Source organism: Planomicrobium sp. YIM 101495 (assembly GCF_009707665.1).
Taxonomy (GTDB): domain Bacteria; phylum Bacillota; class Bacilli; order Bacillales_A; family Planococcaceae; genus Planococcus.
The window spans coordinates 1-23986 of sequence record NZ_WLZW01000007.1; the positions used below are offsets into that span (position 1 = coordinate 1).

Annotated in this window: 25 protein-coding genes, 1 rRNA gene and 1 other annotated feature; all 26 genes read left to right on the forward strand. The window is 49.7% G+C overall.

The window, feature by feature from the left end; translation table 11 throughout:
• Positions 1 to 302 precede the first annotated feature (302 nt).
• The 26 genes from rrf to rpoB all read left to right on the forward strand — a co-directional run bounded on the left by rrf (position 303) and on the right by rpoB (position 23921).
• Positions 303 to 417, forward strand: a 5S ribosomal RNA gene (gene rrf / locus GIW82_RS14225).
• Between the two features lie 118 nt (positions 418 to 535).
• Positions 536 to 790 carry a hypothetical protein gene (locus tag GIW82_RS14230; protein WP_154750623.1) on the forward strand — a complete coding sequence of 85 codons (255 nt, stop codon included), beginning with the start codon at positions 536 to 538 and terminating at the stop codon, positions 788 to 790.
• 190 nt (positions 791 to 980) lie between these two features.
• Positions 981 to 1451, forward strand: a complete 471-nt coding sequence (locus tag GIW82_RS14235) for a CtsR family transcriptional regulator (protein ID WP_370456252.1) — start codon at positions 981 to 983, stop codon at positions 1449 to 1451.
• 13 nt (positions 1452 to 1464) lie between these two features.
• Entirely contained in the window at positions 1465 to 1998 is a 534-nt protein-coding gene (locus GIW82_RS14240; protein ID WP_154750625.1) for a UvrB/UvrC motif-containing protein, read from the forward strand.
• On the forward strand, positions 1988 to 3085 hold the full coding sequence (gene mcsB / locus GIW82_RS14245) for a protein-arginine kinase McsB (RefSeq protein WP_154750626.1): 1098 nt from the start codon (positions 1988 to 1990) through the stop codon (positions 3083 to 3085). Before GIW82_RS14240 ends, mcsB begins: the two co-directional genes overlap by 11 nt.
• Positions 3082 to 5526 (forward strand): ATP-dependent Clp protease ATP-binding subunit, encoded by a 2445-nt coding sequence (locus GIW82_RS14250; protein WP_154750627.1) that lies wholly within the window; start codon positions 3082 to 3084, stop codon positions 5524 to 5526. The genes mcsB and GIW82_RS14250 overlap by 4 nt, the downstream gene beginning before the upstream one ends.
• Before the next feature lie 60 nt (positions 5527 to 5586).
• Positions 5587 to 6966 carry a DNA repair protein RadA gene (gene radA / locus GIW82_RS14255; protein WP_154750628.1) on the forward strand — a complete coding sequence of 460 codons (1380 nt, stop codon included), beginning with the start codon at positions 5587 to 5589 and terminating at the stop codon, positions 6964 to 6966.
• Between the two features lie 119 nt (positions 6967 to 7085).
• Positions 7086 to 8171, forward strand: a complete 1086-nt coding sequence (locus tag GIW82_RS14260) for a PIN/TRAM domain-containing protein (RefSeq protein WP_370456253.1) — start codon at positions 7086 to 7088, stop codon at positions 8169 to 8171.
• A 41-nt stretch (positions 8172 to 8212) separates the two neighbouring features.
• Entirely contained in the window at positions 8213 to 8893 is a 681-nt protein-coding gene (ispD, locus tag GIW82_RS14265; protein ID WP_154750629.1) for a 2-C-methyl-D-erythritol 4-phosphate cytidylyltransferase, read from the forward strand.
• 12 nt (positions 8894 to 8905) lie between these two features.
• Positions 8906 to 9391 (forward strand): 2-C-methyl-D-erythritol 2,4-cyclodiphosphate synthase, encoded by a 486-nt coding sequence (gene ispF, locus GIW82_RS14270; protein WP_154750630.1) that lies wholly within the window; start codon positions 8906 to 8908, stop codon positions 9389 to 9391.
• Between the two features lie 53 nt (positions 9392 to 9444).
• Entirely contained in the window at positions 9445 to 10908 is a 1464-nt protein-coding gene (gene gltX, locus GIW82_RS14275) for a glutamate--tRNA ligase (protein ID WP_154750631.1), read from the forward strand.
• Between the two features lie 318 nt (positions 10909 to 11226).
• Entirely contained in the window at positions 11227 to 11880 is a 654-nt protein-coding gene (gene cysE / locus GIW82_RS14280; protein WP_154750632.1) for a serine O-acetyltransferase, read from the forward strand.
• 6 nt (positions 11881 to 11886) lie between these two features.
• The gene (gene cysS / locus GIW82_RS14285) at positions 11887 to 13287 is read left to right on the forward strand and encodes a cysteine--tRNA ligase (protein ID WP_154750633.1); all 1401 of its coding nucleotides are present in this window, start codon (positions 11887 to 11889) and stop codon (positions 13285 to 13287) included.
• Positions 13288 to 13291: 4 nt separating this feature from the next.
• The gene (locus GIW82_RS14290) at positions 13292 to 13714 is read left to right on the forward strand and encodes a Mini-ribonuclease 3 (protein ID WP_154750634.1); all 423 of its coding nucleotides are present in this window, start codon (positions 13292 to 13294) and stop codon (positions 13712 to 13714) included.
• The gene (gene rlmB / locus GIW82_RS14295; RefSeq protein ID WP_154750635.1) at positions 13711 to 14463 is read left to right on the forward strand and encodes a 23S rRNA (guanosine(2251)-2'-O)-methyltransferase RlmB; all 753 of its coding nucleotides are present in this window, start codon (positions 13711 to 13713) and stop codon (positions 14461 to 14463) included. Before GIW82_RS14290 ends, rlmB begins: the two co-directional genes overlap by 4 nt.
• 3 nt (positions 14464 to 14466) lie before the next feature.
• Positions 14467 to 14976: an NYN domain-containing protein gene (locus GIW82_RS14300; RefSeq protein WP_154750636.1), complete on the forward strand. Its 510-nt coding sequence runs from the start codon at positions 14467 to 14469 to the stop codon at positions 14974 to 14976.
• Between the two features lie 72 nt (positions 14977 to 15048).
• Positions 15049 to 15699: an RNA polymerase sporulation sigma factor SigH gene (sigH, locus tag GIW82_RS14305; RefSeq protein WP_154750637.1), complete on the forward strand. Its 651-nt coding sequence runs from the start codon at positions 15049 to 15051 to the stop codon at positions 15697 to 15699.
• 62 nt (positions 15700 to 15761) lie between these two features.
• Positions 15762 to 15908: a 50S ribosomal protein L33 gene (gene rpmG / locus GIW82_RS14310; RefSeq protein ID WP_154750638.1), complete on the forward strand. Its 147-nt coding sequence runs from the start codon at positions 15762 to 15764 to the stop codon at positions 15906 to 15908.
• A 55-nt stretch (positions 15909 to 15963) separates the two neighbouring features.
• Positions 15964 to 16149 (forward strand): preprotein translocase subunit SecE, encoded by a 186-nt coding sequence (gene secE / locus GIW82_RS14315; protein ID WP_154750639.1) that lies wholly within the window; start codon positions 15964 to 15966, stop codon positions 16147 to 16149.
• Between the two features lie 105 nt (positions 16150 to 16254).
• Positions 16255 to 16788 carry a transcription termination/antitermination protein NusG gene (gene nusG / locus GIW82_RS14320; RefSeq protein ID WP_154750640.1) on the forward strand — a complete coding sequence of 178 codons (534 nt, stop codon included), beginning with the start codon at positions 16255 to 16257 and terminating at the stop codon, positions 16786 to 16788.
• 164 nt (positions 16789 to 16952) lie between these two features.
• Positions 16953 to 17378, forward strand: a complete 426-nt coding sequence (gene rplK, locus GIW82_RS14325) for a 50S ribosomal protein L11 (RefSeq protein ID WP_148039027.1) — start codon at positions 16953 to 16955, stop codon at positions 17376 to 17378.
• Positions 17379 to 17483: 105 nt separating this feature from the next.
• Positions 17484 to 18185, forward strand: coding sequence for a 50S ribosomal protein L1 (gene rplA, locus GIW82_RS14330; RefSeq protein WP_154750641.1), 702 nt, complete (start codon positions 17484 to 17486; stop codon positions 18183 to 18185).
• 42 nt (positions 18186 to 18227) lie between these two features.
• Positions 18228 to 18380: a sequence feature (ribosomal protein L10 leader region), on the forward strand.
• A gap of 34 nt (positions 18381 to 18414) precedes the next feature.
• On the forward strand, positions 18415 to 18918 hold the full coding sequence (rplJ, locus tag GIW82_RS14335; protein WP_154750642.1) for a 50S ribosomal protein L10: 504 nt from the start codon (positions 18415 to 18417) through the stop codon (positions 18916 to 18918).
• Positions 18919 to 18969: 51 nt separating this feature from the next.
• On the forward strand, positions 18970 to 19332 hold the full coding sequence (rplL, locus tag GIW82_RS14340; protein WP_154750643.1) for a 50S ribosomal protein L7/L12: 363 nt from the start codon (positions 18970 to 18972) through the stop codon (positions 19330 to 19332).
• 213 nt (positions 19333 to 19545) lie between these two features.
• Positions 19546 to 20148, forward strand: a complete 603-nt coding sequence (locus GIW82_RS14345; RefSeq protein WP_154750644.1) for a class I SAM-dependent methyltransferase — start codon at positions 19546 to 19548, stop codon at positions 20146 to 20148.
• Positions 20149 to 20363: 215 nt separating this feature from the next.
• Complete coding sequence (rpoB, locus tag GIW82_RS14350; protein WP_154750645.1) at positions 20364 to 23921, forward strand: DNA-directed RNA polymerase subunit beta; 3558 nt, start codon at positions 20364 to 20366, stop codon at positions 23919 to 23921.
• The last annotated feature ends 65 nt before the right edge of the window (positions 23922 to 23986 follow it).

Here is a 23986-nt window from a genome sequence, read left to right on the forward strand (position 1 = left end):
AGTTAAGCTCTTTTGCGCCGATGGTAGTTGGGGGTCTCCCCCTGTGAGAGTAGGACGTCGCTGGGCAAACATAAGACCGCAACCGGTATCTACCCGGTTGTGGTCTTTTTAATTTTCTCCCAACCCTTCAAAGCTTGAAGGATTCAATTGCTTGCTGTTCATTCTTTAACGGCAGAACCAAAACCAAAGTTCGCACAAATGGATCTGGAGCGGCCAGGGCCGCTCCGACAAGTGCAATTCTGTTCCACCGATCAATCCATGCCCGCTTTATCCGGTTTTAAGTGAACAAGCACTCAAAAAAGTCTAGTGACGATGGCAAAGAGACCACGCTCGTCCCCATCTTAAACACGGAAGTTAAGCTCTTTTGCGCCAATGATAGTTGGGGTCTCCCCCTGTGAGAGTAGGATGTCGCTGGGTAAACAAAAGGCCGCAGCCAGGTAAACCCCGCTTGCGGTCTTTTTTGCATTTCTTCAATCCATTCAGAACTTTGAAAGAGGATTGTTTTCAAAAGAAACGGGGAATGAGAGTGATAGAGGTGAGAAAGATGAAAGCAGGGCTGTATAAAGTAGATAAGATTGAAGAGGCGCTAGCGCTCTTAGTCTCGCTCGAGGATACGAAACAGACGTATACGTTCCCGGTCAATGACTTTACCCACGAGCCGATACGGGGCGATGTCGTGGAAGTGTGGCTTGATGGGGACGCTTGGAAGACGAAGTACCGTGAGGAAGAAACGGGCTCGGTGAAAAGCCATGCGCTCGACTTCTTGAAGCGGATGGCGGACAAGGAATGACACCCGAAGAGCGACCTCTTCGGGTTTTTCTAATGAGAGAGACGTAACTTCTGCAGCTCACATACATAAGAAAATACTTTTTTCCTGTAGAATCGTTGTATTTGATATTTTTAAATCGGGCTTGTATAATAAAGTCAAAGATAGTCAAAGTCAACGATTAGACCAATCGTCCAGACAGGTGGTGAGTGCAGTGAGAAATATTTCAGACGTGATTGAAGGTTATTTAAAGCAAGTTATCGAAATAAGTGAAGGTGGTCATATTGAAATCAAGCGCAATGAAGTGGCTGACAAGTTTCAATGTGTTCCTTCGCAGATAAATTATGTCATCAATACACGCTTTACCCCGGATCGCGGGTACTTGGTTGAGAGTAAACGCGGCGGTGGGGGTTATATTCGCATTAAAAGAGTACGCCTGCACGAGAAGGCGGATGTCTTGACGGAAGTCATCGACCGCTTGAAGCTCGGGGCAAGCCAGCAAGTCGCAGAGGATATTGTCTTCCGCTTGTTGGATGAAGATATTTTGACGAAGAACGAAGCAAAGCTCGTCTTAAGTGCAGTGGACCGTTCCACTCTCGCTTTGCCATTGCCGGCCAGGGATGAATTGAGGTCCCGGATCATGATTGCGATGCTTTTTACCTTGAAGCATCAGGCAACGAAATGAGGAAGGTGACAGGATGATTTGTGATCAATGCAAAGAGCGGCAGGCTTCTGTACTGGTGAAGCAGCATATTCAGGGGCAGATGATCGAACGGCATTTATGCCACGTCTGTGCAGCAAAGAATACCGGCTTCGAGTTATTATCTGAACAGGATCCTTTGTCGATCAACCAATTGCTTGCCCATTGGTTCCCTGGAGGCAACGCCTCTGTGAACCGTGTCAAACAGGAGGAGACGGTTTGTCCTTCCTGTAGCCTAACGTTTTCACGTTTCCTGAAGCTTGGGAAGTTTGGGTGTGCGACTTGTTACGAGGCATTCGCGCCTCAGTTGGGGGAAGTAATGGGCAGGCTGCATAACGGCAAGACACGCCATGAAGGAAAAGTTCCTGCTTCATTCGGCCAGACATTGGCAATCCGCAGACAGGTTGAAGAATTGCGTAAACAGATGAAGCATTCGATTGAACAAGAAGAGTTTGAAGAAGCAGCAAAATTGAGAGACGAAGTGAAGGCACTCACCTTGCAATTGGAAGGAGGGGCTTCGCATGACGATTGACCGCTTTCTCCAGCACCGCGCAAGCAGCTGGATGACCAATGAAGGGGAGCACGCCGATATTGCGATGAGCACACGGATCCGGCTCGCGAGAAACTTGGATGATTTCCGTTTCCCTTACGTCTTCTCTGCAGACGAAGCATTGAAGATCGACAAGGAAGTATCTGCAGCATTGCTGGATTACGGGGAAGAGCTTGGTCACCGTTTTGCCCATATCGATATTCAAGAGCTTACCCATTTGCAAAAAGAAATACTCGTCGAGAAGCATTTGATCAGTCCGTACTTGGCCCAGTCTGAGCATCCTGGATCTGTTCTCTTATCCGAGGATGAAGACTTGAGCATCATGATCAATGAAGAAGATCACTTGCGTATCCAAAGCTTGCAGCCGGGCTTCCAGCTGCAGGAGGCGTATGAACGGGCGAATCAGCTCGACTCGATGTTAGAGAAGAATTTGAACTATGCGTTCCACGAGGAATATGGTTATTTGACCAGCTGTCCGACGAACACCGGGACAGGGATGAGAGCATCGGTCATGCTCCACTTACCGGCGCTGACGATGTCCCATCAAATCAATCGCATCATTCCTGCGATTTCGCGTTTAGGAATGGCGGTAAGAGGAATCTATGGAGAAGGTAGCGAGGCACTCGGAAATGTTTATCAAATTTCCAACCAGCTGACTTTAGGGAAATCCGAATCCGATATTTTGGAAGATTTACAAAGTATGACCGAACAAATCATCGAACAGGAGCAGAAGATGCGGGAAGCAATCCGCAGTCGGTCACCGATTTCTTTGGAAGACCGGATTTACCGTTCACTTGGCACGCTGATGTATGCGCGCTTGTTAACGACTGAAGAAGCGGCAACTTGTTTGTCGGACGTCCGCCTCGGCATCGATCTCCAGCTGATCGATGACGTGGACATGTCCATCTTGAATGAACTGATGATCTTTATGCAACCGGCTTTCCTGCAACAATTCACCGGCGAGCAGTTACAGCCGAAAGAGCGGGATCATGCCCGTGCTGAGCTGTTCCGAAAACGGCTGCGGCAAGAGAAGTCGATAAATCACACTGAAGGAGAGGATCACGTATGATGTTTAACCGATTTACACAACGCGCCCAAAAGGTGCTTCAACTAGCGCAAGAAGAAGCGATTCGCATGAAACATGAATCGATTGGTACGGAACATATTTTACTCGGTCTGATCCGTGAAGGCGGTGGGATCGCAGCAAAAGCACTCGAAGCGATCGAAGTGAACATGGAAGTAATCGAAGAAGGAGTCAAAGAATTGGTCGGAACTGGCGAGAAAGATGTCGGGCCGATCGTTCATTATACACCGCGTGCGAAAAAAGTCATCGAATTGTCCGTTGATGAATCACGCAAACTTGGCCACTCTTATATCGGCACAGAGCATTTACTGCTCGCATTGATCCGTGAAGGAGAAGGCGTCGCTGCACGTGTCTTGAGCAACGTCGGCGTGAGCTTGAACAAAGCGCGCCAGCAAGTATTGCAATTGCTTGGCAGCAACGAGCAGTCTCCATCAGGCTCGAATGCCAGTGCATCAGTGAACACACCGACATTGGACGGACTTGCCCGTGACTTGACGCAAGTCGCGCGTGAAGGCAGTCTCGATCCAGTGATCGGACGCAATAATGAAATTACGCGGGTTATCGAAGTATTGAGTCGCCGGACGAAGAACAACCCGGTTCTGATCGGGGAGCCTGGTGTCGGTAAGACAGCGATTGCTGAAGGACTAGCCCAGCAGATCGTCAATAACGAAGTACCAGAAATCCTGCGTGACAAACGCGTGATGGTATTAGACATGGGTACGGTTGTGGCAGGTACGAAATACCGCGGGGAATTCGAGGACCGTTTGAAGAAGGTCATGGATGAGATCCGCCAAGCAGGGAACGTCATCCTGTTCATTGATGAGTTGCACACACTGATCGGTGCAGGTGGAGCGGAAGGGGCAATCGATGCATCAAATATCTTGAAGCCATCCTTATCCCGCGGCGAACTGCAGTGTATCGGTGCAACGACACTGGATGAATACCGGAAGTACATCGAGAAAGATGCTGCACTCGAGCGCCGGTTCCAGCCGATCCAAGTGGACGAGCCGACAGTGGAAGAGTCCATCTTGATCATCAAAGGGTTGCGTGACCGTTACGAAGCGCATCACCGCGTGAAAATCACGGATGAAGCAATTGACGCAGCTGCGAAAATGTCGGATCGCTATATTTCCGACCGTTTCCTGCCGGACAAAGCGATCGACTTGATCGATGAGGCGGGATCGAAAGTACGCTTGCGTTCTTATACAACGCCGCCTGATTTGAAAGAGCTCGAAGCGAAGCTCGATGCAGCCCGTTCTGAGAAGAATGAAGCGGTGCAAAGCCAGGAATTCGAAAAAGCAGCTTCCTTGCGTGATGCAGAACAGAAGCTGAAAACACAGCTGGATAAAACGAAAAAAGAATGGAAAGAAAAACAAGGCAAAGAAGAGTCGGAAGTGACAGTGGAAGACATCGCAACAGTCGTCTCTATGTGGACAGGCATACCGGTATCGAAATTGGCGCAGACCGAGTCGAATAAATTGCTGAACTTGGAAGAAATCCTCCACGGCCGTGTCATCGGTCAAACTGAAGCAGTAACATCCATCTCGAAAGCGATTCGTCGTGCTCGTGCTGGACTGAAAGATCCGAAGCGTCCAATCGGCTCGTTCATCTTCCTTGGCCCGACAGGTGTCGGGAAAACGGAACTTGCGCGCGCGTTAGCGGAGTCGATGTTCGGTGATGAAGATGCGATGATCCGTATCGATATGTCCGAATACATGGAGCGCCACTCGACGTCACGTCTTGTCGGTTCACCTCCAGGGTATGTCGGCTATGAGGAAGGCGGCCAGCTGACGGAAAAAGTTCGCAGAAAGCCTTACTCGGTTGTCTTGCTTGATGAAATCGAGAAAGCGCACCCGGATGTCTTCAATATCCTGCTACAAGTGCTTGAAGACGGGCGTTTGACGGATTCGAAAGGGCGCCGTGTCGATTTTCGCAACACGGTGATCATCATGACATCAAACGTCGGGGCACAGGAGTTGAAGTATAATAAGTACGTCGGCTTTAACCTTGATGATGCGCAGACGGATTATAAAGATATGAAAGGGAAGATGCTGGAGGAGCTGAAGAAAGTGTTCCGACCAGAATTCCTGAACCGGATCGACGACACGATCGTATTCCATTCGCTCGAGAAGAATGACTTGCGTAAGATCGTGGAATTGATGACGGAGCAATTGACAGATCGCTTGAAAGAGCAGGGAATCGATTTGGAATTGACGGAAGCTGCACTGGATAAAGTGGCAAGCGAAGGATACGACCCGGAATACGGGGCACGCCCACTTCGCCGATCGCTTCAGAAGCATGTAGAGGACCGACTTTCCGAGGAAGTACTGAAAGGCACGGCCATCTCTGGTCAGACGATTATCTTCGACGTGGAAGGCGACGAGTTTGTCATTCGCACGAAAGAAGCAGTGACCAAGCAAGAATAAAGGACCATCCGTCCGCTGGAAATCCGGCGGGCGGTTTTTTAATCGGCGAAGGAGGCAGGCATGGCTAAGAAGAAAACGAAATTCATTTGCCAATCATGTGGCTATGAGTCAGCGAAATGGATGGGCAAATGCCCGAATTGCGGCGAATGGAACCAGATGACCGAAGAAACGGAAGTCGCGGCACCGAAAGGGACGAGAGGCGCATTCCAGCACTCTGTCGGCACGACGACACAAAAGGCGATGCCAATCGTGTCGATTGAAACCGAGCAAGAACCGCGTGTGACGACGGAAATGGGAGAGCTGAACCGTGTCCTAGGGGGCGGAATCGTACCAGGCTCACTCATCTTAGTCGGGGGGGACCCAGGAATCGGGAAGTCGACGTTGCTGCTGCAAGTGTCGGCGATGCTCGCGAATAGCGACAACCGCGTCCTTTATATTTCAGGTGAGGAATCGATCAAGCAGACGAAATTGCGGGCACAGCGCCTGCAGGCATCTTCAACGGAATTGTATATTTATGCAGAGACGAACCTTGAGCTGATCCATCACGCCATCGAAGAAACGGAGCCGAAATTCGTCATCGTCGACTCCATCCAAACCGTCCATCACCCGGAAGTGACATCTGCTCCCGGTAGTGTAACACAAGTGCGTGAGAGCACTGCGGAGCTGATGCGGATCGCCAAAACGAAGAATATTGCGATCTTCCTCGTCGGCCACGTGACGAAAGAAGGCCAGATTGCAGGACCCCGTATTTTGGAGCACATGGTGGATACGGTCCTTTACTTCGAAGGGGAGCGGCATCACACGTACCGCATACTGCGTAGTGTTAAGAACCGGTTCGGCTCGACAAATGAAATCGCGATTTTCGAAATGCTGCAGGATGGATTGAAGGAAGTATTGAATCCGTCAGAGCTGTTCCTCCAGGAGCGCACGAGCGGATCGGCAGGTTCGACCGTCGTTGCTTCGATGGAAGGGACCAGACCGATCCTGGTCGAGATCCAGGCACTCGTCACACCGTCCAGCTTCAACTACCCGAAGCGGATGGCGACTGGTGTGGACCAGAACCGTATCTCGCTACTCATGGCCGTACTTGAGAAGCGGGTCGGGATGATGCTACAGGCGCAGGATGCTTATATCAAAGTGGCGGGCGGCGTCAAACTGGATGAGCCGGCGATCGACCTGGCCATCCTAGCGAGCATCGTGTCGAGCTACCGTGACCAGGCACCGCGTCCGACCGATTGTATTATTGGGGAAGTGGGGTTGACCGGCGAAGTGCGCCGCGTCTCCCGTGTGGAGCAGCGTGTGCAGGAAGCGGCCAAGCTCGGCTTCCAGCGGGCGATCATTCCGAAGTCGAATCTTGGAGGCTGGGACTATCCTGAAGGCATTCGTGTAATCGGTGTAGAAACAGTCAATGACGCATTAAAAGAGATTTTTCCATCTTAAACAAAACCGCTTTCGGAGCTGCTATTTCGCTCCAGGGCGGTTTTTTCCTGTTCTTGGCGTTGCCTGAACAGCCTTTCATCAGGAAAGCGTGTATAATTGGAAAAAAGGAGGTGGAACGTGTGTTAAAGAAAATTATTCAATTGTTGTTTTTACTGATCGGTGGTACTGTCGGAATTTTATTTTTACCTTATGCTTATGAACTCATTTCTTTCGATACGAACCCGTGGGTGAACAATCCATATGTCTCAGCGTTGATCGGTGCATTTATTTTCTATTTATTATCACTTTTATTCGTCGATTCGCTGGTGAACTTCATGAAATGGATGGAAGAAAAGCTGTTGCATGCACCTACTTTGGATCTTTTGTCAGGTACGCTCGGCTTGATTCTCGGACTTGTTGTCGCATTCCTTATCGGATTTGCACTGAGTTCGATCGATATTCCGCTCGTCAATACAGCGGCGCCGATCGTATTTTCAGTGGTACTCGGTTATCTTGGTTTTCAGGTCGGTTTCCAGAAGCGCGAGGAGATCGCGACTGTTTTGACGCCTTCTAAGCTCAACACGCTTAAAAAGGCGGAGGAACCCGAACAGGAGCCGGAAGTGAGAGTGTCCTACAAATTGCTGGATACGAGTGTCATCATCGATGGCCGCATCGCGGATATTTCAGCTGCAGGGTTCCTTGAAGGGATTTTCGTCGTCCCACAATTTGTCCTATCGGAGCTTCAGCACATCGCGGATTCGTCCGATACATTGAAGCGGACGCGTGGTCGCAGAGGGCTTGATGTACTAAAGCGCCTGCAAAGCGAACGTGAAGGGGAAATCTTGATCACGGAAGAGAACTTCGATGAAGTCGCAGAAGTCGATCTGAAGTTAATGCGTGCTGCGAAGAAGATGGGTGGCCAAGTGGTCACGAATGACTTCAACTTAAACAAAGTATGTGAATTGCATCATGTATCGGTCTTGAACATCAACGACTTAGCCAATGCGGTGAAACCGGTCGTGATTCCGGGTGAGGAAATGCACGTCGTGGTCATCAAGGACGGCAAGGAACAGAACCAAGGCGTCGCTTATTTGGACGATGGCACGATGATCGTCATCGAAGGCGGGAAGGAATTCATCGGCAAGGCGATCACTGTAACGGTGACAAGTGTGCTGCAAACTTCCGCTGGCCGGATGATCTTCGCCAAGCCACAAGGCAATAAATAACCGATCACTTCAGAAACGTTCGGGTTAGAAGGATGAACAGGATGAACTATACAGTAGTATTGCCTGCTGCGGGGAGCGGCAAGCGGATGAAAGCGGATAAGAATAAGTTGTTGCTGGAGCTTGCGGATCAGCCGATTTTCCTGCATACGCTCGCTGTATTCGAACGTGACGAAGCGTGTACAGGAATCTGGCTGGCGGTGAAGCAATCCGAGCAAGCTATCATCGAAGCATACGTCCGGGAAGCGGGTTTCACGAAGGTGAGAGGCTATGCGACGGGCGGAAAGGAACGGCAGGACAGTGTCAGGGCATGTCTGGAACTGATTCCGGCATGTGAAGTCGTTCTCGTGCACGATGCAGCACGCCCGTTCATCGAGCCGGTCGTCATCAGCAATCTCGTGCAAACAGCTTACGAAAAAGGTGCGGCTATCGCGGCGGTGCCAGTGAAAGATACCATCAAGCGTGCGGTCGATGGCAAGGTGCTGGAAACGGTCGCCAGAGAGCAACTGTGGACGATTCAGACGCCTCAGGCATTCCGCTATCCATTACTGCTCCAGGCAGCGAGACAGGCGCTTGCAGACGCGTTCCTCGGGACGGACGAAGCCATGCTCGTGGAACGCCTCGGCGAACCGGTCCATCTTGTGGAAAGTACGTACGAAAATATTAAAATGACGACACCGGACGACCTTGTATACGGCAAGGCGATCCTGGAAAAGCGGCAATAGGAGGAAATGAAGATGATTCGAATCGGACAAGGTTATGATGTACACCAATTGGCGGAAGGGCGTCCACTCATTCTCGGCGGAATCGAAATCCCGCATACGAAAGGATTGCTCGGCCATTCGGATGCAGATGTCCTGCTCCACACGATCACGGATGCAGCACTTGGCGCGATCGGTGCAGGCGACATCGGCAAGCACTTCCCGGACACGGATCCGGAATTCAAGGATGCGGATTCGCGCAAGTTGCTTCAGGAAATTTGGCAGCTTGTGAAAGAGCAAGGCTACGAACTTGGCAACGTCGATTGCACAGTGATCGCACAGAAGCCGAAGCTTGCACCGCACATCGAAGAGATTCGCGCATCAATCGCAGAGCTGCTCGAATCAGATGTGTCGAAAGTGAACGTCAAGGCGACGACAAACGAGAAAATCGGCTTCCTTGGCCGCGAAGAAGGCATTGCGGCACTTGCTGTGATTTTGCTGACAAAACGCCAGCTTTCCTAATGGGGCGGCGGGTGATAAAATAGTGACGGAAGATTTATGAGGAGGAACTGAACATGACACAAGAAGTACGCGTACGTTACGCTCCGAGCCCGACTGGACACCTTCATATCGGCGGGGCGCGCACAGCGCTATTCAACTATCTATATGCACGCCACCACGGTGGCAAATTCATCGTCCGTATTGAAGATACGGACATCGCACGGAATATCGAAGCGGGGGAGCTGTCCCAGCTGGATAATTTGAAGTGGCTCGGCATCGAGTATGACGAGTCGGTCGATATCGGTGGAGACTACGGCCCTTACCGTCAGATGGAGCGGCTTGACACTTACAAAGAGCACGCGGACCGTCTACTGGCGAGCGGCGAAGCATACAAGTGTTTCTGTACGCCTGAGAAAATCGAGCAGGAGCGTGAGCAGCAGCGTGCATCAGGCATCGCGGCTCCACAATACGCAGGCACTTGCCGCAGCTTGAGTGCTGAGGAAGTAGCTGAGAAAGAAGCCGCAGGTCTGCCGTACTCACTTCGCATGAAAGTGCCGGCGAATGTGACGTATTCGTTCAATGACCTTGTGCGAGGTCCGATCGCATTCGAATCGAAAGATGTCGGTGACTGGGTAATCGTCAAGACGACCGGCATCCCGACTTACAACTTTGCGGTTGTCATCGACGATCATTTGATGAAAATTTCCCACGTATTCCGTGGGGAAGAGCATCTCTCCAACACACCAAAACAGATGATGGTCTTCCAGGCATTCGGCTGGGAACCGCCGACATTCGGCCACATGACACTGATCATCAACGAAAACCGTAAGAAATTATCGAAACGCGATGAGTCGATCATCCAATTCATCTCCCAATACAAAGACCTGGGCTACTTGCCGGAAGCGCTCTTTAACTTCTTCGCATTGCTCGGCTGGTCTCCGGAAGGGGAAGAAGAGATCTTCTCGAAAGAGGAACTAATCAAGATCTTCGACGAAGCCCGTCTGTCGAAATCACCTTCCATGTTCGACCGTCAGAAGTTGATGTGGATGAACAACCAATACTTGAAACAACTGCCGCTTGAAGAAGTCGTTGCACTGTCCTTGCCGCACCTGCAACAAGCAGGCAAGCTGCCAGAAGACATGACGGCGGAACAAAGCGAATGGGCACACAAGCTGATCGCACTTTATCACGAGCAGTTGAACTTCGGCGCCGAAATTACGGAGCTGTCTGACCTGTTCTTCACCGATTCCTTGGAATACGGCGAAGCAGAGAAGGAAGTGCTTGCCGGCGAACAAGTACCGGAAGTGATGGCTTCTTTCAAAGAACAGCTGGAAGCGCTGGAAGCATTCGAGCCTGCTGAAATCAAGGCAGCGATTAAAGCGGTCCAAAAAGCGACCGGCCATAAAGGGAAGAACCTCTTCATGCCGATCCGTGTCGTGACGACTGGCCAAACGCACGGTCCGGAATTGCCGGATGCCATCGCATTGCTTGGCAAGGAAAAATCGATCAAACGCGTCTCTGCTTATGCAGGCGCGTGAATTGACTTCCTAAACAGAACATGTAAAATGGATGTACAAACAATAAAACGTTGACGGGAACAAGTACATATCGCAAGCTCTATCAGAGAGGATCATCACCGGCTGCGAGTGATCCGGGCCACTGCTGTATGGAATGCATCCTTGAGTGTCGTGTCGAAGTGAGTAGACCGGCCGTATCGCCTGCGTTAAAGGCGCTTAAGAGGAAGAGGGGGAAGTTGTCTCCTTTTCAATTCAGAGTGGAACCGCGCAAACGATGCGTCTCTGTCAGGTAACTGACAGGGGCGTTTTTTATTTTGTACAAAGCAAGGAGTGAGACGAATGTGGAAATTACTGAAGGAAGACGTATCGGTTGTGTTTGAGCAAGACCCGGCTGCGCGTAATACGCTGGAAGTCGTGCTGACGTATTCGGGACTGCACGCTATTTGGCTGCATCGGTTCGCGCATGCGTTATTCCGGAGGAAATGGTTTTTTGCGGCACGTGCACTTTCACAAATCAGCCGCTTTTTCACCGGCATCGAAATTCACCCGGGAGCAGTGATCGGCCGCCGCTTCTTCATTGACCACGGGATGGGCGTCGTTATCGGCGAGACATGCGAAATCGGCGACAACGTCACAATTTACCAAGGCGTGACGCTCGGCGGAACAGGGAAAGAAAAAGGAAAACGGCACCCAACACTCGGCAATAACGTCTTAGTCGCGACGGGTGCGAAAGTGCTCGGCTCAATAGTCATCGGGGACCATTCGAAAGTCGGAGCGGGCTCAGTCGTATTGAAAGACGTCCCAGCCAATGCGACAGTTGTCGGGATTCCCGGAAAAGTCGTCATTCAGGACGGCGTCAAAGTGAAACCGGATTTGAACCACCAAGATATGCCGGACCCTGTCATGGACCGCTGCGAAGGAATGGAACGCAAGATCGCGGCGCTCGAGCAGGAACTGGCACAAACGAAAAAAGCACAACAAGAAAGAGGGTAATCGTTGATGGCGATTCAATTATTCAACTCGCTGAGCCGGGAGAAAGAACCATTCATCCCGCTTGAAGAAGGCAAAGTCAAAATGTATGTATGCGGTCCGACCGTCTACAACTATATCCATATCGGGAATGCGCGTCCGGTCATCGTCTATGACACAGTCCGCCGTTATTTGGGCTACAGAGGCTATGAAGTGACGTACGTATCCAACTTCACGGACGTCGACGACAAGCTGATCAAAGCAGCGAACGAACTCGGAGAAGAAGTGCCGGAGATTGCCTCCCGCTTCATCAAAGCGTATTTTGAGAATACGAAAGCACTGAACTGTGACGAAGCGGACGTCCACCCGCGTGTGACAGATCACATGGACGAGATCATCGCCTTCATTGAAGTGCTGATTGAAAAAGGCTACGCATACGAATCGCAGGGGGATGTCTATTACCGCACACGGAAGTTCGAAGGCTACGGCAAGTTATCTCACCAGTCCGTCGATGAATTGAAAGTCGGCGCACGGATCGAAACAGGGGATAAGAAAGAAGATCCGCTTGATTTCGTCTTGTGGAAAACAGCGAAGCCAGGCGAAATTTCGTGGGACAGCCCATGGGGAGCGGGACGCCCAGGCTGGCATATCGAATGTTCGGTAATGGCACGTGAACATCTCGGCGACACGATCGACATCCATGCTGGGGGGCAAGACTTAACGTTCCCGCACCATGAGAACGAAATCGCCCAGTCCGAAGCGCACACAGACAAGCAGTTTGCGCGTTACTGGATGCATAACGGCTACATCAATATCGACAACGAAAAAATGTCAAAATCACTCAACAACTTCGTGCTCGTCAACGACATTTTAAAAGAAATAGATCCGCAGGTGCTGCGTTTCTTCATGTTGTCGGTCCATTACCGTCACCCGATCAACTATTCGCGTCCGCTTGTGGAAGATGCGGCAGCAGGACTTGACCGCATCCGTACGTCGGTTGCGAACATCAAGCACCGTCTGCATGTATCTGCAGGACTTGGCGACCATGACGACATGTGGCTGGCGAAAGCGGAAGCGGTTAAGAAGGAATTCATCGAGACGATGGATGACGACTTCAACACGGCGAATGCTATTTCCAAGCTGTTCGACCTGTCTCGCCTTGCGAACTTGTACTTGAATGAAAAGAACACGAGCCCAGCAGTACTGGAGGCGTTCTTAGGCATGTTCAAGGAACTTGGCGATACGCTTGGCCTGGTCTTCGATGCAGCGGGGGAACTATTGGATGAAGAGATCGAGAAATTGATCGAAAAGCGCGTCGAAGCGCGGAAAAACCGTGATTTTGCCCGTGCTGATGCGATCCGTGATGAACTGAAAGAACGCAACATCATCTTGGAAGATACAGCACAAGGCATGCGCTGGAAGAGAGGCTAATGAAATGGAAGATATGCGACCGAGCGACGTTGACCAATTGAATGCGTTGGCACTCGCTTATATGGGGGATGCGGTCTTCGAGCAGGCAGTGCGCAGGCACTTGATTTGTTCGGGACGGGTCAAACCGAATATCCTGCACCGGCAGGCGACTCATTTCGTTTCGGCGAAATCACAGGCGATGATTTTGAAGCGGATGACGGAAGAGGGCTTCTTGACGGAAACGGAACTTGCGATCATGCGCCGTGGCCGCAATGCCAAGTCAGGGTCTGTCCCGAAAAACACCGATGTCCAGACATATAATTTCAGCTCGGCCTTTGAAGCGGTTGTCGGCTGGTTATATTTGAAACGCCAAGATGAACGACTGAAGGAAATGGTCGATTATGCGATTCAAATCGCGGAAGAAAGCAAAGGAGGGATTCAATCATGAGTGAAGAGACAACTCCTGAGATTATTGGAGGTAAGAACCCTGTATTGGAAGCACTGCGTGCCGGACGCGACATCAACAAAATCTGGCTCGCGGAAGGGATTCAGAAAACAGGGGTGACGGAATTGTTGAAGCTGGCGAAAGAGCAAGGTGTCATCGTCCAGTTCGTTCCGAAAAAGAAAATTGATGGTTTGACTGATTCGAACCACCAAGGCATCGCCGCAGCTGTCGCAGCTTACCGTTATGCGGAGCTAGATGAGCTGTTCGACGTGGCTGCTGCTAAAGAACAAGATCCTCTTTTCATTATTTTAGATGAACTGGAAGATCCGCATAATCTGGGCTCGATCTTGCGTACAGCGGATGCGATGGGGGCACATGGTGTCATCATCCCGAAACGCCGCGCGGTCGGGCTGACAGCGGTCGTTGCGAAGGCGTCGACAGGAGCTATCGAGCACGTGCCGGTTGTCCGGGTCAATAACTTGTCCCAGACGGTTGATGAATTGAAGAAACGCGGAGTTTGGATTGCAGGAACGGATGCGAAAGAAGCAGCGGATTACCGTCAGATGGATGCGAACTTGCCGCTTACGGTCATTATTGGAAGCGAAGGAAAGGGCATGAGCAGAATCCTTCGGGAAAAATGTGACTTCCTTTATAAGCTGCCAATGGTTGGACACGTGACGTCCTTGAATGCATCAGTTGCTGCGAGCCTGCTTCTTTATGAAGTGTACCGCAAGCGCAATCCGTTAGGTTGAGTTATGGAGATTCTGTTGGTGGATGGTTATAACATCATCGGTGATTGGCCGGATCTGCGGGAGCTGAAGAAACATGATTTTGCAGGTGCACGAGATCAGCTGATCGCCCGGATGGCCGAATACCAAAGCTACAAGGGGTGGCGAGTCATCGTCGTCTTCGATGCCCATCTCGTTCCCGGTATTGAAAGTAAAAACAAATTCAACAACGTAGAAGTCGTATTCACCCGTGAGAAGGAAACGGCGGACGAACGGATCGAGAAGCTTGCGGTGGCGCTTGGCAATCGCCGGGATCAAGTACATGTCGCGACTTCCGACCTGACCGAGCAATGGGTCATCTTCGCGAAAGGTGCACTTCGCATCTCCGCTAGGGAGCTGGAGATCGAGGTCAAAGAAATTCAGAAGAAAATCACCATCGCAGTGAAAGAGACTCAGACGCAAAAATCGTTCTCGAAAATTCGCTTTTCCGACGAAGTGGCAGAAATTTTCGAAAAATGGCGCCGTGGAAAGCAATGAGCGGTTGACGCCAAAAAATGGCTTCCTGTATACTGTGTGTATTGAGCTCCAAGTGACCGGAGGGAAAAACCCATGCCAAAGAAGAACCAAGTTCAACCGCAGCAGTTTACAGCACTGGCAGACGAGGAGCTTGTCAGCTTGGTCCATGCAGGGAATACGGAAGCATTGGATTACTTGATCACGAAGTTCCGCCCATTTGTCCGCTTGAAGGCACGTTCGTATTTTCTCGTCGGAGCGGACAAGGAAGACATCATCCAAGAAGGCATGATCGGGCTGTACAAAGCGATACGGGATTACCGGAGCGACAAGCTATCCTCGTTCCGTGGGTTTGCCGAGCTTTGCATCATCCGCCAGATCATCACCGCGATCAAGACCGCTACGCGTCAGAAGCACATCCCGCTCAACTCATACGTCTCACTGGACAAGCCGGTGTATGACGAGGAATCGGAACGGACGCTGCTTGATATCTTGACGAGCACGACGGTCGAAGATCCACAAGATCTGATGGTCAATCAGGAGCAACTGTCGTTCCTGGAAGAGAAAATGGAAGAAGTACTGAGCGAACTGGAAAGAGAAGTGCTCGTCCTTTATTTGGAGGGCCAGACATATCAGGAAATATCCGACAAACTGCAACGTCATGTCAAGTCGATCGATAATGCCTTGCAGCGTGTCAAGCGAAAACTCGAGCGCCATCTGCAGACGGAAGGCATCGAGATCATGTGACGCGTGGTTGACATGCCGGATATTAGGTGATAATCTTGAAAAAGCTCGAATAGGGTGACAATATGACGAAAAAAATAGTTTTGGGCTGCACTGAATGTGCCTCCCGTAATTATACGGTTCCAGCCAAATCGGATCAGACGACACGTTTGGGACTGAAAAAATTCTGTGCGCATTGCAACGCGCACACCGTACACAAACAAACGATTTGAGACGGTTACTGTCAAGGAATTCTAGTGATTTAGAAATTCGGAGGTTTTAGAGACGATGGGGAAGATAGGCGATTTCTTTAAAAATGTTATTTCGGAAATGAGAAAAGTCAGCTGGCCAAAACGAAAAGAACTTACAAAGTACACAGTCGTTGTTCTTTCAACTGTCGTCTTTATGGCTCTGTTCTTTGCATTGGTCGACACAGGTATTTCCGAATTGTTCCGTTGGTTCTTGGAACTGTAAGTGAGCTGTAAACAAAAATACCGCATATGATATAGCCCGTCAGTCAAAGCGAACGGGTTTTTTCATTTGCTCAAAAAGGAGGAATGGACTCAAGTCCGCCAGTCTATGGAAAAAAATTGGTACGTAGTCCACACATATTCCGGATATGAGAACAAAGTAAAGGCGAACCTTGAGAAGCGTGTCGAAACGATGGGCATGCAAGACAAGATCTTCCGCGTCATGGTACCGGAAGACGAAGAGGTCGATTTCAAGGATGGCAAAAAACGCACAGTCATGAGAAAAACATTCCCAGGGTATGTCCTTGTCGAATTGATCATGACAGACGAATCTTGGTATGTAGTCCGCAACACGCCGGGTGTTACAGGATTCATCGGTTCATCAGGTGGAGGGGCGAAGCCGACACCGCTACTTGAAGAAGAAGCAGAATTCATCTTGAAGCAGATGGGACTGTCCGATCGCAAAGTCGAAATCGACTACGCAGTCGGCGATGTCGTCGAAGTGATGGAAGGGCCGTTCGCGAACTTCCAAGGGAAAGTGGAAGAAACGGACGACACGAAAGGCAAGGTCAAAGTGTCGATCGACATGTTCGGACGCGAGACGAAATTGGAGCTTGATTTCGGCCAGGTTCAAAAAGTCTAAAAGACGCTTGCTATTTTACGCGGGAAATGATATTATTTCATAGGTCAGAATGTCTCTAGATACTCTGAACATTTAAGCTAATTCTATCAACATTGTTGACAGACAGATATTGAGTGGGAGGGGAAACCCTATTACCACATCACGGACTTAAGGAGGTGTGTTTCGTGGCTAAAAAAGTGATCAAGGTTGTTAAATTGCAAATCCCTGCAGCTAAAGCTAATCCAGCGCCACCGGTAGGACCGGCATTGGGTCAAGCGGGCGTAAACATCATGGGATTCTGTAAAGAGTTTAACGCACGTACTGCTGAGCAAGCAGGTTTGATTATTCCGGTTGAAATTTCTGTATTTGAAGACCGTTCATTTACATTCATTACAAAAACTCCGCCAGCTGCAGTTCTATTGAAGAAAGCTGCTGGTATCGAGTCTGGTTCAGGTGAGCCGAACCGTAATAAAGTTGCAACAGTTAAACGTGATCAAGTGCGCGAAATCGCAGAAACTAAAATGCCAGATCTAAACGCTGCTTCAGTTGAAGCTGCTATGATGATGGTTGAAGGTACTGCACGCAGCATGGGAATCACAATCGAAGACTAATTTAGAAGTTGTTTTTGGATGGGTTGCGTGTCTTCCTCAAGAAGTGCGCAGCCTTTAATCGTGGGAGGTTCAAACCGCTCGACCACAACAAGGAGGACATTTCAAATGGCTAAAACAGGTAAAAAGTTGCAAGAGGCAGCAAAATTGGTCGACCGTACAAAATTGTATGACGCTCAAGAAGCGATCGCTCTTGCTAAGCAAACAAGCACTGTAAACTTCGACGCAACTGTAGAGGTTGCTTTCCGTCTTGGAATCGACACGCGTAAGAACGACCAGCAAATCCGTGGGGCAGTAGTACTTCCAAACGGCACTGGTAAAACTCAAAGCGTTTTGGTTTTCGCTAAAGGCGATAAATTGAAAGAAGCAGAAGCTGCTGGCGCTGACTTCGTTGGCGACGCAGAATACATCCAAAAAATCCAACAAGGATGGTTTGACTTCGACGTGATCGTTGCAACACCTGACATGATGGGTGAAGTAGGTAAACTTGGACGCGTTTTGGGACCTAAAGGCTTGATGCCGAACCCGAAAACAGGCACAGTTACTTTCGACGTAACGAAAGCTGTTCAAGAAATCAAAGCTGGTAAAGTTGAATACCGTGCTGACAAAGCTGGTATCATCCACGCACCAATCGGAAAAGTTTCATTCGGCGAAGAGCAGTTGGTTGAAAACCTTGCTGCAATCTATGACGTAATCCAAAAAGCGAAGCCTTCAGCTTCTAAAGGAACTTACGTGAAATCGTTGAACGTTACAACTACGATGGGACCTGCAATCAAAATCGACGCTTCTAGCGTTGAGGTTGCTAAATAATTCGTTGACAAACGAAAACGGCTCTGCTATGATAGCTGAGTTGTGAAATATCCATTTGTACCGCAGACAGCAGGGGCGCTATGCGCTTAAACGATCCCTGCCGAGGACATGAGTGAATTCAGATGCATCTTCATCGATGATCCTGACTTTTATGCCTCTATGTCTGTAAAGATATAGAGGCTTTTTATGTGCCGTACGGTATAAGTGAAAAACTACAGGAGGTGCCTACATGTCTACAAAAGCAATTGAACGTAAACAGGACGTTGTTCAAGTGATTGCTGACAAATTCGGAGCAGCAGCTTCAGTTGTCGTTGTTGATTACCGCGGATTGAACGTTGCTCAGCTAACGGAACTGCGTAAACAACTTCGTGAAGCAGGAGTCGAGTTCAAAGTATACAAAAATACAATGACTCGCCGTGCGACTGAAATGCATGGTCTTGAAGCGATCAACGAACACTTCACTGGACCGAATGCAATCGCATTCTCTAATGAAGACGTCATCGCTCCAGCGCGAATCATCAACAACTTCGCGAAAACGAACGAAGCTTTGGAAATCAAAGCTGGAGTCATCGAAGGAAAAGTTGCTTCAAGCGACGAAGTGAAAGCACTAGCAGAACTTCCATCACGCGAAGGTCTATTGTCTATGCTTCTCAGCGTTCTTCAAGCACCAATCCGCAACTTCGCTGCTACTACAAAAGCAGTCGCGGACAGCAAGGAAGAACAAGGCGCTTAATAATCGCCTGAACGAACAAAAAAATTACCTAACTTATAGGAGGAAAATATCATGACACAAGAACAAATCTTAGATGCAATCAAAGAAATGACAGTTCTTCAACTTAACGACCTAGTTAAAGCAATCGAAGAAGAATTTGGCGTAACTGCTGCTGCTCCTGTAGCTGCTGCTGCTGGCGCTGGTGCTGGTGCTGCTGAAGAGCAGACTGAATTCGAAGTAATCCTAGCATCTGCTGGCGATCAGAAGATCAAAGTAATCAAAGTGGTTCGCGAAATCACTGGTCTTGGTCTTAAAGAAGCGAAAGGCCTAGTTGACGAAGCTCCTAAAGCTCTTAAAGAAGGCGTTTCTAAAGACGAAGCTGAAGAAATCAAAGGCAAACTTGAAGAAGTAGGCGCTTCTGTAGAAGTTAAATAATTTCTGTTCACTTTTGAACAAACAAAGGAGCTCGTCAGTATCATCGACGGGCTTTTTGTTTATTCATTTTGAAACTGCAAGGAGCAGCGAGATGAGAAATTCCCCGCTTCAAGTACATAGTCTCTTGTTTTGGATAGGAAGAAGCTTCGTTGGTGATGTGCTGCCGGAGAATGGCGAGTGCAGAAACAAGCGGAAGACGAGGAGGCATTTGGAATGACAGAACATTATTACTCGAAACAACCCCAAATCAAAAGCAATCCCCAAGAATGGACGTTCACCTTACGAGGTGAGAAGCTCCGGTTCCAAACGGATGCAGGCGTCTTCAGCAAGAATGAAGTGGACTTCGGTTCGCGCGTATTGATCGAGGCGTTCGAAGCATCAGTTGTTCCGGGTCCGATTCTGGATGTCGGCTGTGGCTATGGTCCGATCGGTCTCGCGATTGCCAAGGAATTCCCCAAGAAGATGGTCCACATGGTGGATGTCAACACGCGGGCACTTGAATTGGCAAAGAAAAATGCCGACAAGAATGATGTCGGCAATGTAAGCATTTATGAAAGTGATGGCCTTGGATCCGTCGTCGAAGACGATTTCGCCGCGATCTTGACGAATCCGCCGATCCGTGCCGGAAAAGACACGGTGTTCCGTTTTTATGAACAGGCGTTTGATAAGCTAGCAGCTGGAGGCTCCCTATGGGTCGTCATCCAAAAAAAGCAAGGAGCGCCGTCGACAGAACAGAAATTAGAAGCATTATTCGGCAATTGCCGGACTGCGGACAAGAAAAAGGGCTACTTTATTTTTGAGGCTAGAAAAGTTTGACTTGACAAAAACGCTGTGGTATTATAATAAAATGCAAAATTTATTATTTTGAGGTCGTTTGCCCTTTTTTCGGGCAGTGCATGACGACACTGTTTATATGGTAACCGAAAATGAGCTAATCATCTAGACTCGTTTTCTTTTTGCCTTTTCGATATCATACACCAATCGTTGAGAATCGGAAAGGCTTATAAATGTTTTATTGAGGGGTGAATAAGTTGGTAGGTCAACTAGTTCAGTACGGTCAACATCGTCAACGCAGAAGTTTTTCGAGAATCAGCGAAGTTCTGGATCTTCCGGACCTGATTGAAATTCAATCTGCATCATATGAATGGTTCCTCGAAGAAGGCTTGCGCGAAATGTTCCGGGATATCTCGCCGATCGAAGACTTCACAGGAAATTTGTCACTCGAGTTTGTTGATTACAGCCTCGCTGACCCGAAATATCCAGTGGATGAATCAAAAGAGCGTGACGTCACGTATGCAGCGCCACTCCGCGTAAAAGTGCGCCTGCACAACAAGGAAACAGATGAAGTAAAAGAGCAAGATGTGTTCATGGGGGATTTCCCACTCATGACAGAGACAGGAACATTCGTCATCAACGGAGCTGAACGTGTAATCGTTTCACAGTTGGTGCGTTCACCAAGCGTTTATTTCCACGACAAGACAGACAAGAACGGTAAGCGTGGTTTCGGCGCGACTGTGATCCCGAACCGGGGAGCATGGCTCGAATATGAAACAGATGCTAAGGATATTGTCTATGTACGGATCGATCGGACACGGAAGCTTCCTGTCACGGTCCTTTTGCGTGCGCTTGGATTCGGCACCGACCAAGAAATCATCGATCTGATCGGTGATAACGAATACCTTCAAAATACATTGGAAAAAGACAATACGGAAAACACCGAAAAAGCGCTTCTTGAAATCTATGAGCGTTTGCGTCCTGGTGAGCCGCCGACAGTCGAGAGCGCGAAAAGCTTGCTTTACTCACGCTTCTTCGATCCGAAACGCTATGACCTGGCGAATGTCGGACGTTACAAAATGAACAAGAAGCTTCACATCAAGAACCGTCTCTTCAACCAAACGATCGCTGAAACATTGGCTGATCCTGAAACAGGCGAAATTCTTGTAGAACAAGGAATGGTGATTGACCGCCGCATCCTTGACCGCTTGATTCCTTACTTGGAAAATGGCGTTGGCTTCCATACGGTTTCACACGCAGGAGGCGTGCTGGAAGATGACGTGACGTTGCAGTCTGTCAAAATCTATGCGCCGAATGACGAAGAGCAGAAAGAGATCACGGTCATCAGCAACGCTTACGTGGAAGATGCAATCAAAAACGTAACGCCTGCTGACATCATTTCTTCTATCAGCTACTTCTTCAACTTGCTGTACGGTGTCGGCAACACGGATGATATCGATCACCTTGGAAACCGTCGTCTACGTTCTGTCGGGGAACTCCTGCAGAACCAGTTCCGTATCGGTTTGTCCCGTATGGAGCGTGTGGTGCGCGAGCGTATGTCAATCAACGACACACAATCGATCGTTCCACAGCAATTGATCAATATCCGTCCGGTTATTGCATCGATCAAAGAGTTCTTCGGTAGCTCGCAGCTGTCCCAGTTCATGGACCAGACCAACCCGCTAGCGGAATTGACGCACAAACGTCGTCTATCTGCGCTCGGGCCTGGTGGTTTGACACGGGAACGTGCCGGCTTCGAAGTGCGTGACGTTCACTACTCCCATTACGGGCGGATGTGTCCGATCGAGACGCCTGAAGGTCCGAACATTGGGCTGATCAACACGCTTTCAACATTTGCGAAAGTGAATAAATTCGGCTTTATCGAGACGCCTTACCGCCGTGTCGATCCGGAAACGGGCCGCGTGACAGAGCAGATCGACTATTTGACAGCCGATGAAGAAGACAACTACGTCGTCGCACAGGCGAACTCTCAGCTTGCAGAAGATGGCTCTTTCGTAGAGGAAGAAGTCGTTGGACGTTTCCGCGGGGAGAACACATTGCTTAAACGCGAGCGCATTGACTACATGGACGTTTCACCTAAGCAGGTCGTATCGGTTGCGACAGCTTGTATTCCATTCTTGGAAAACGATGACTCCAACCGTGCCCTCATGGGAGCGAACATGCAACGTCAAGCAGTTCCGTTGTTGAACCCTGAAGCTCCGTTCGTCGGAACTGGCATGGAGCATCTCGCAGCGCGCGATTCAGGTGCTGCAGTGATCGCGAAACAGCCGGGGATCGTCGAATCGGTTGAAGCGAAGGAAATCAAAGTCCGCACGATCGAAGAAGTGGACGGCAAAGAAGTGAAGGGCGATCTTTCGACTTACCGACTCCAAAAATTCATTCGTTCCAACCAAGGAACGAGCTATAACCAGCGCCCGATCGTCAAAGTAGGGGACCGCGTCAAACGCCGCGATATCCTTGCTGACGGCCCTTCCATGGAAAAAGGGGAGATGGCACTTGGACGCAACGTACTCGTCGCATTCATGACGTGGGATGGCTTTAACTATGAGGATGCCATCATCATGAGTGAACGCCTCGTGAAAGACGATGTGTATACATCTGTCCATATCGAAGAGTACGAATCAGATGCCCGCGATACGAAGCTGGGCCCTGAAGAAATCACACGTGATATTCCGAACATCGGTGAGGATGCACTGCGCAACCTTGACGACCGTGGGATCATCCGTGTTGGTGCGGAAGTAAAAGATGGCGACATCCTAGTCGGGAAAGTGACACCTAAGGGCGTTACAGAACTGACTGCGGAAGAACGTCTTCTACACGCAATCTTCGGTGAGAAGGCACGTGAAGTTCGCGATACGTCCCTACGTGTACCCCACGGAGCAGGCGGTATCGTCCTTGACGTGAAGATCTTCAACCGCGAAGACGGAGACGAATTGTCTCCAGGCGTCAACCAGCTGGTACGCGTCTATATTGTTCAAAAACGGAAAATTTCCGTTGGTGACAAGATGGCCGGCCGTCACGGAAACAAGGGGGTTATCTCCCGGATCCTTCCGGAAGAAGATATGCCATTCATGCCGGACGGCACACCAGTCGACATCATGTTGAATCCGCTTGGTGTACCATCGCGGATGAACATCGGTCAGGTGCTTGAGTTGCACCTTGGTATGGCAGCCCGCGCACTCGGTCTTCATATGGCCTCATCGGTATTCGATGGCGCGAACGAAGAAGATGTGTGGGAAACGATGGAAGAAGCAGGCATGCCGCGTGACGGAAAGACGATCCTTTATGATGGCCGTTCCGGTGAAGCGTTCGATAACCGTGTATCTGTCGGGATCATGTACATGATCAAACTGGCGCACATGGTCGACGATAAATTGCACGCCCGCTCGACTGGGCCATACTCACTTGTTACGCAGCAGCCACTTGGCGGTAAAGCCCAGTTCGGTGGACAGCGTTTCGGGGAGATGGAAGTTTGGGCACTTGAAGCGTACGGAGCAGCTCATACACTTCAGGAAATCCTGACAGTCAAATCCGATGACGTGGTCGGACGCGTGAAGACGTATGAAGCCATCGTCAAAGGCGAGAGCGTACCAGAACCAAGCGTACCGGAATCGTTCAAAGTATTGATCAAAGAACTTCAGAGTCTCGGTATGGACGTCAAAATGCTGACAATCGATGACGAAGAAATTGAATTGCGTGACCTCGACGAGGAAGAAGATCTGCAACCTGCAGATGCTCTCAACATCACGCCGAATATAGAGAACAAAGAAGCACCGGTTGGAACAGTCGATTAATGGATATGTGGAGAGGGGTGGCCTAGCCGTCCGCCCGTTCTTCATTCATTAAGTCATGAAAGAAA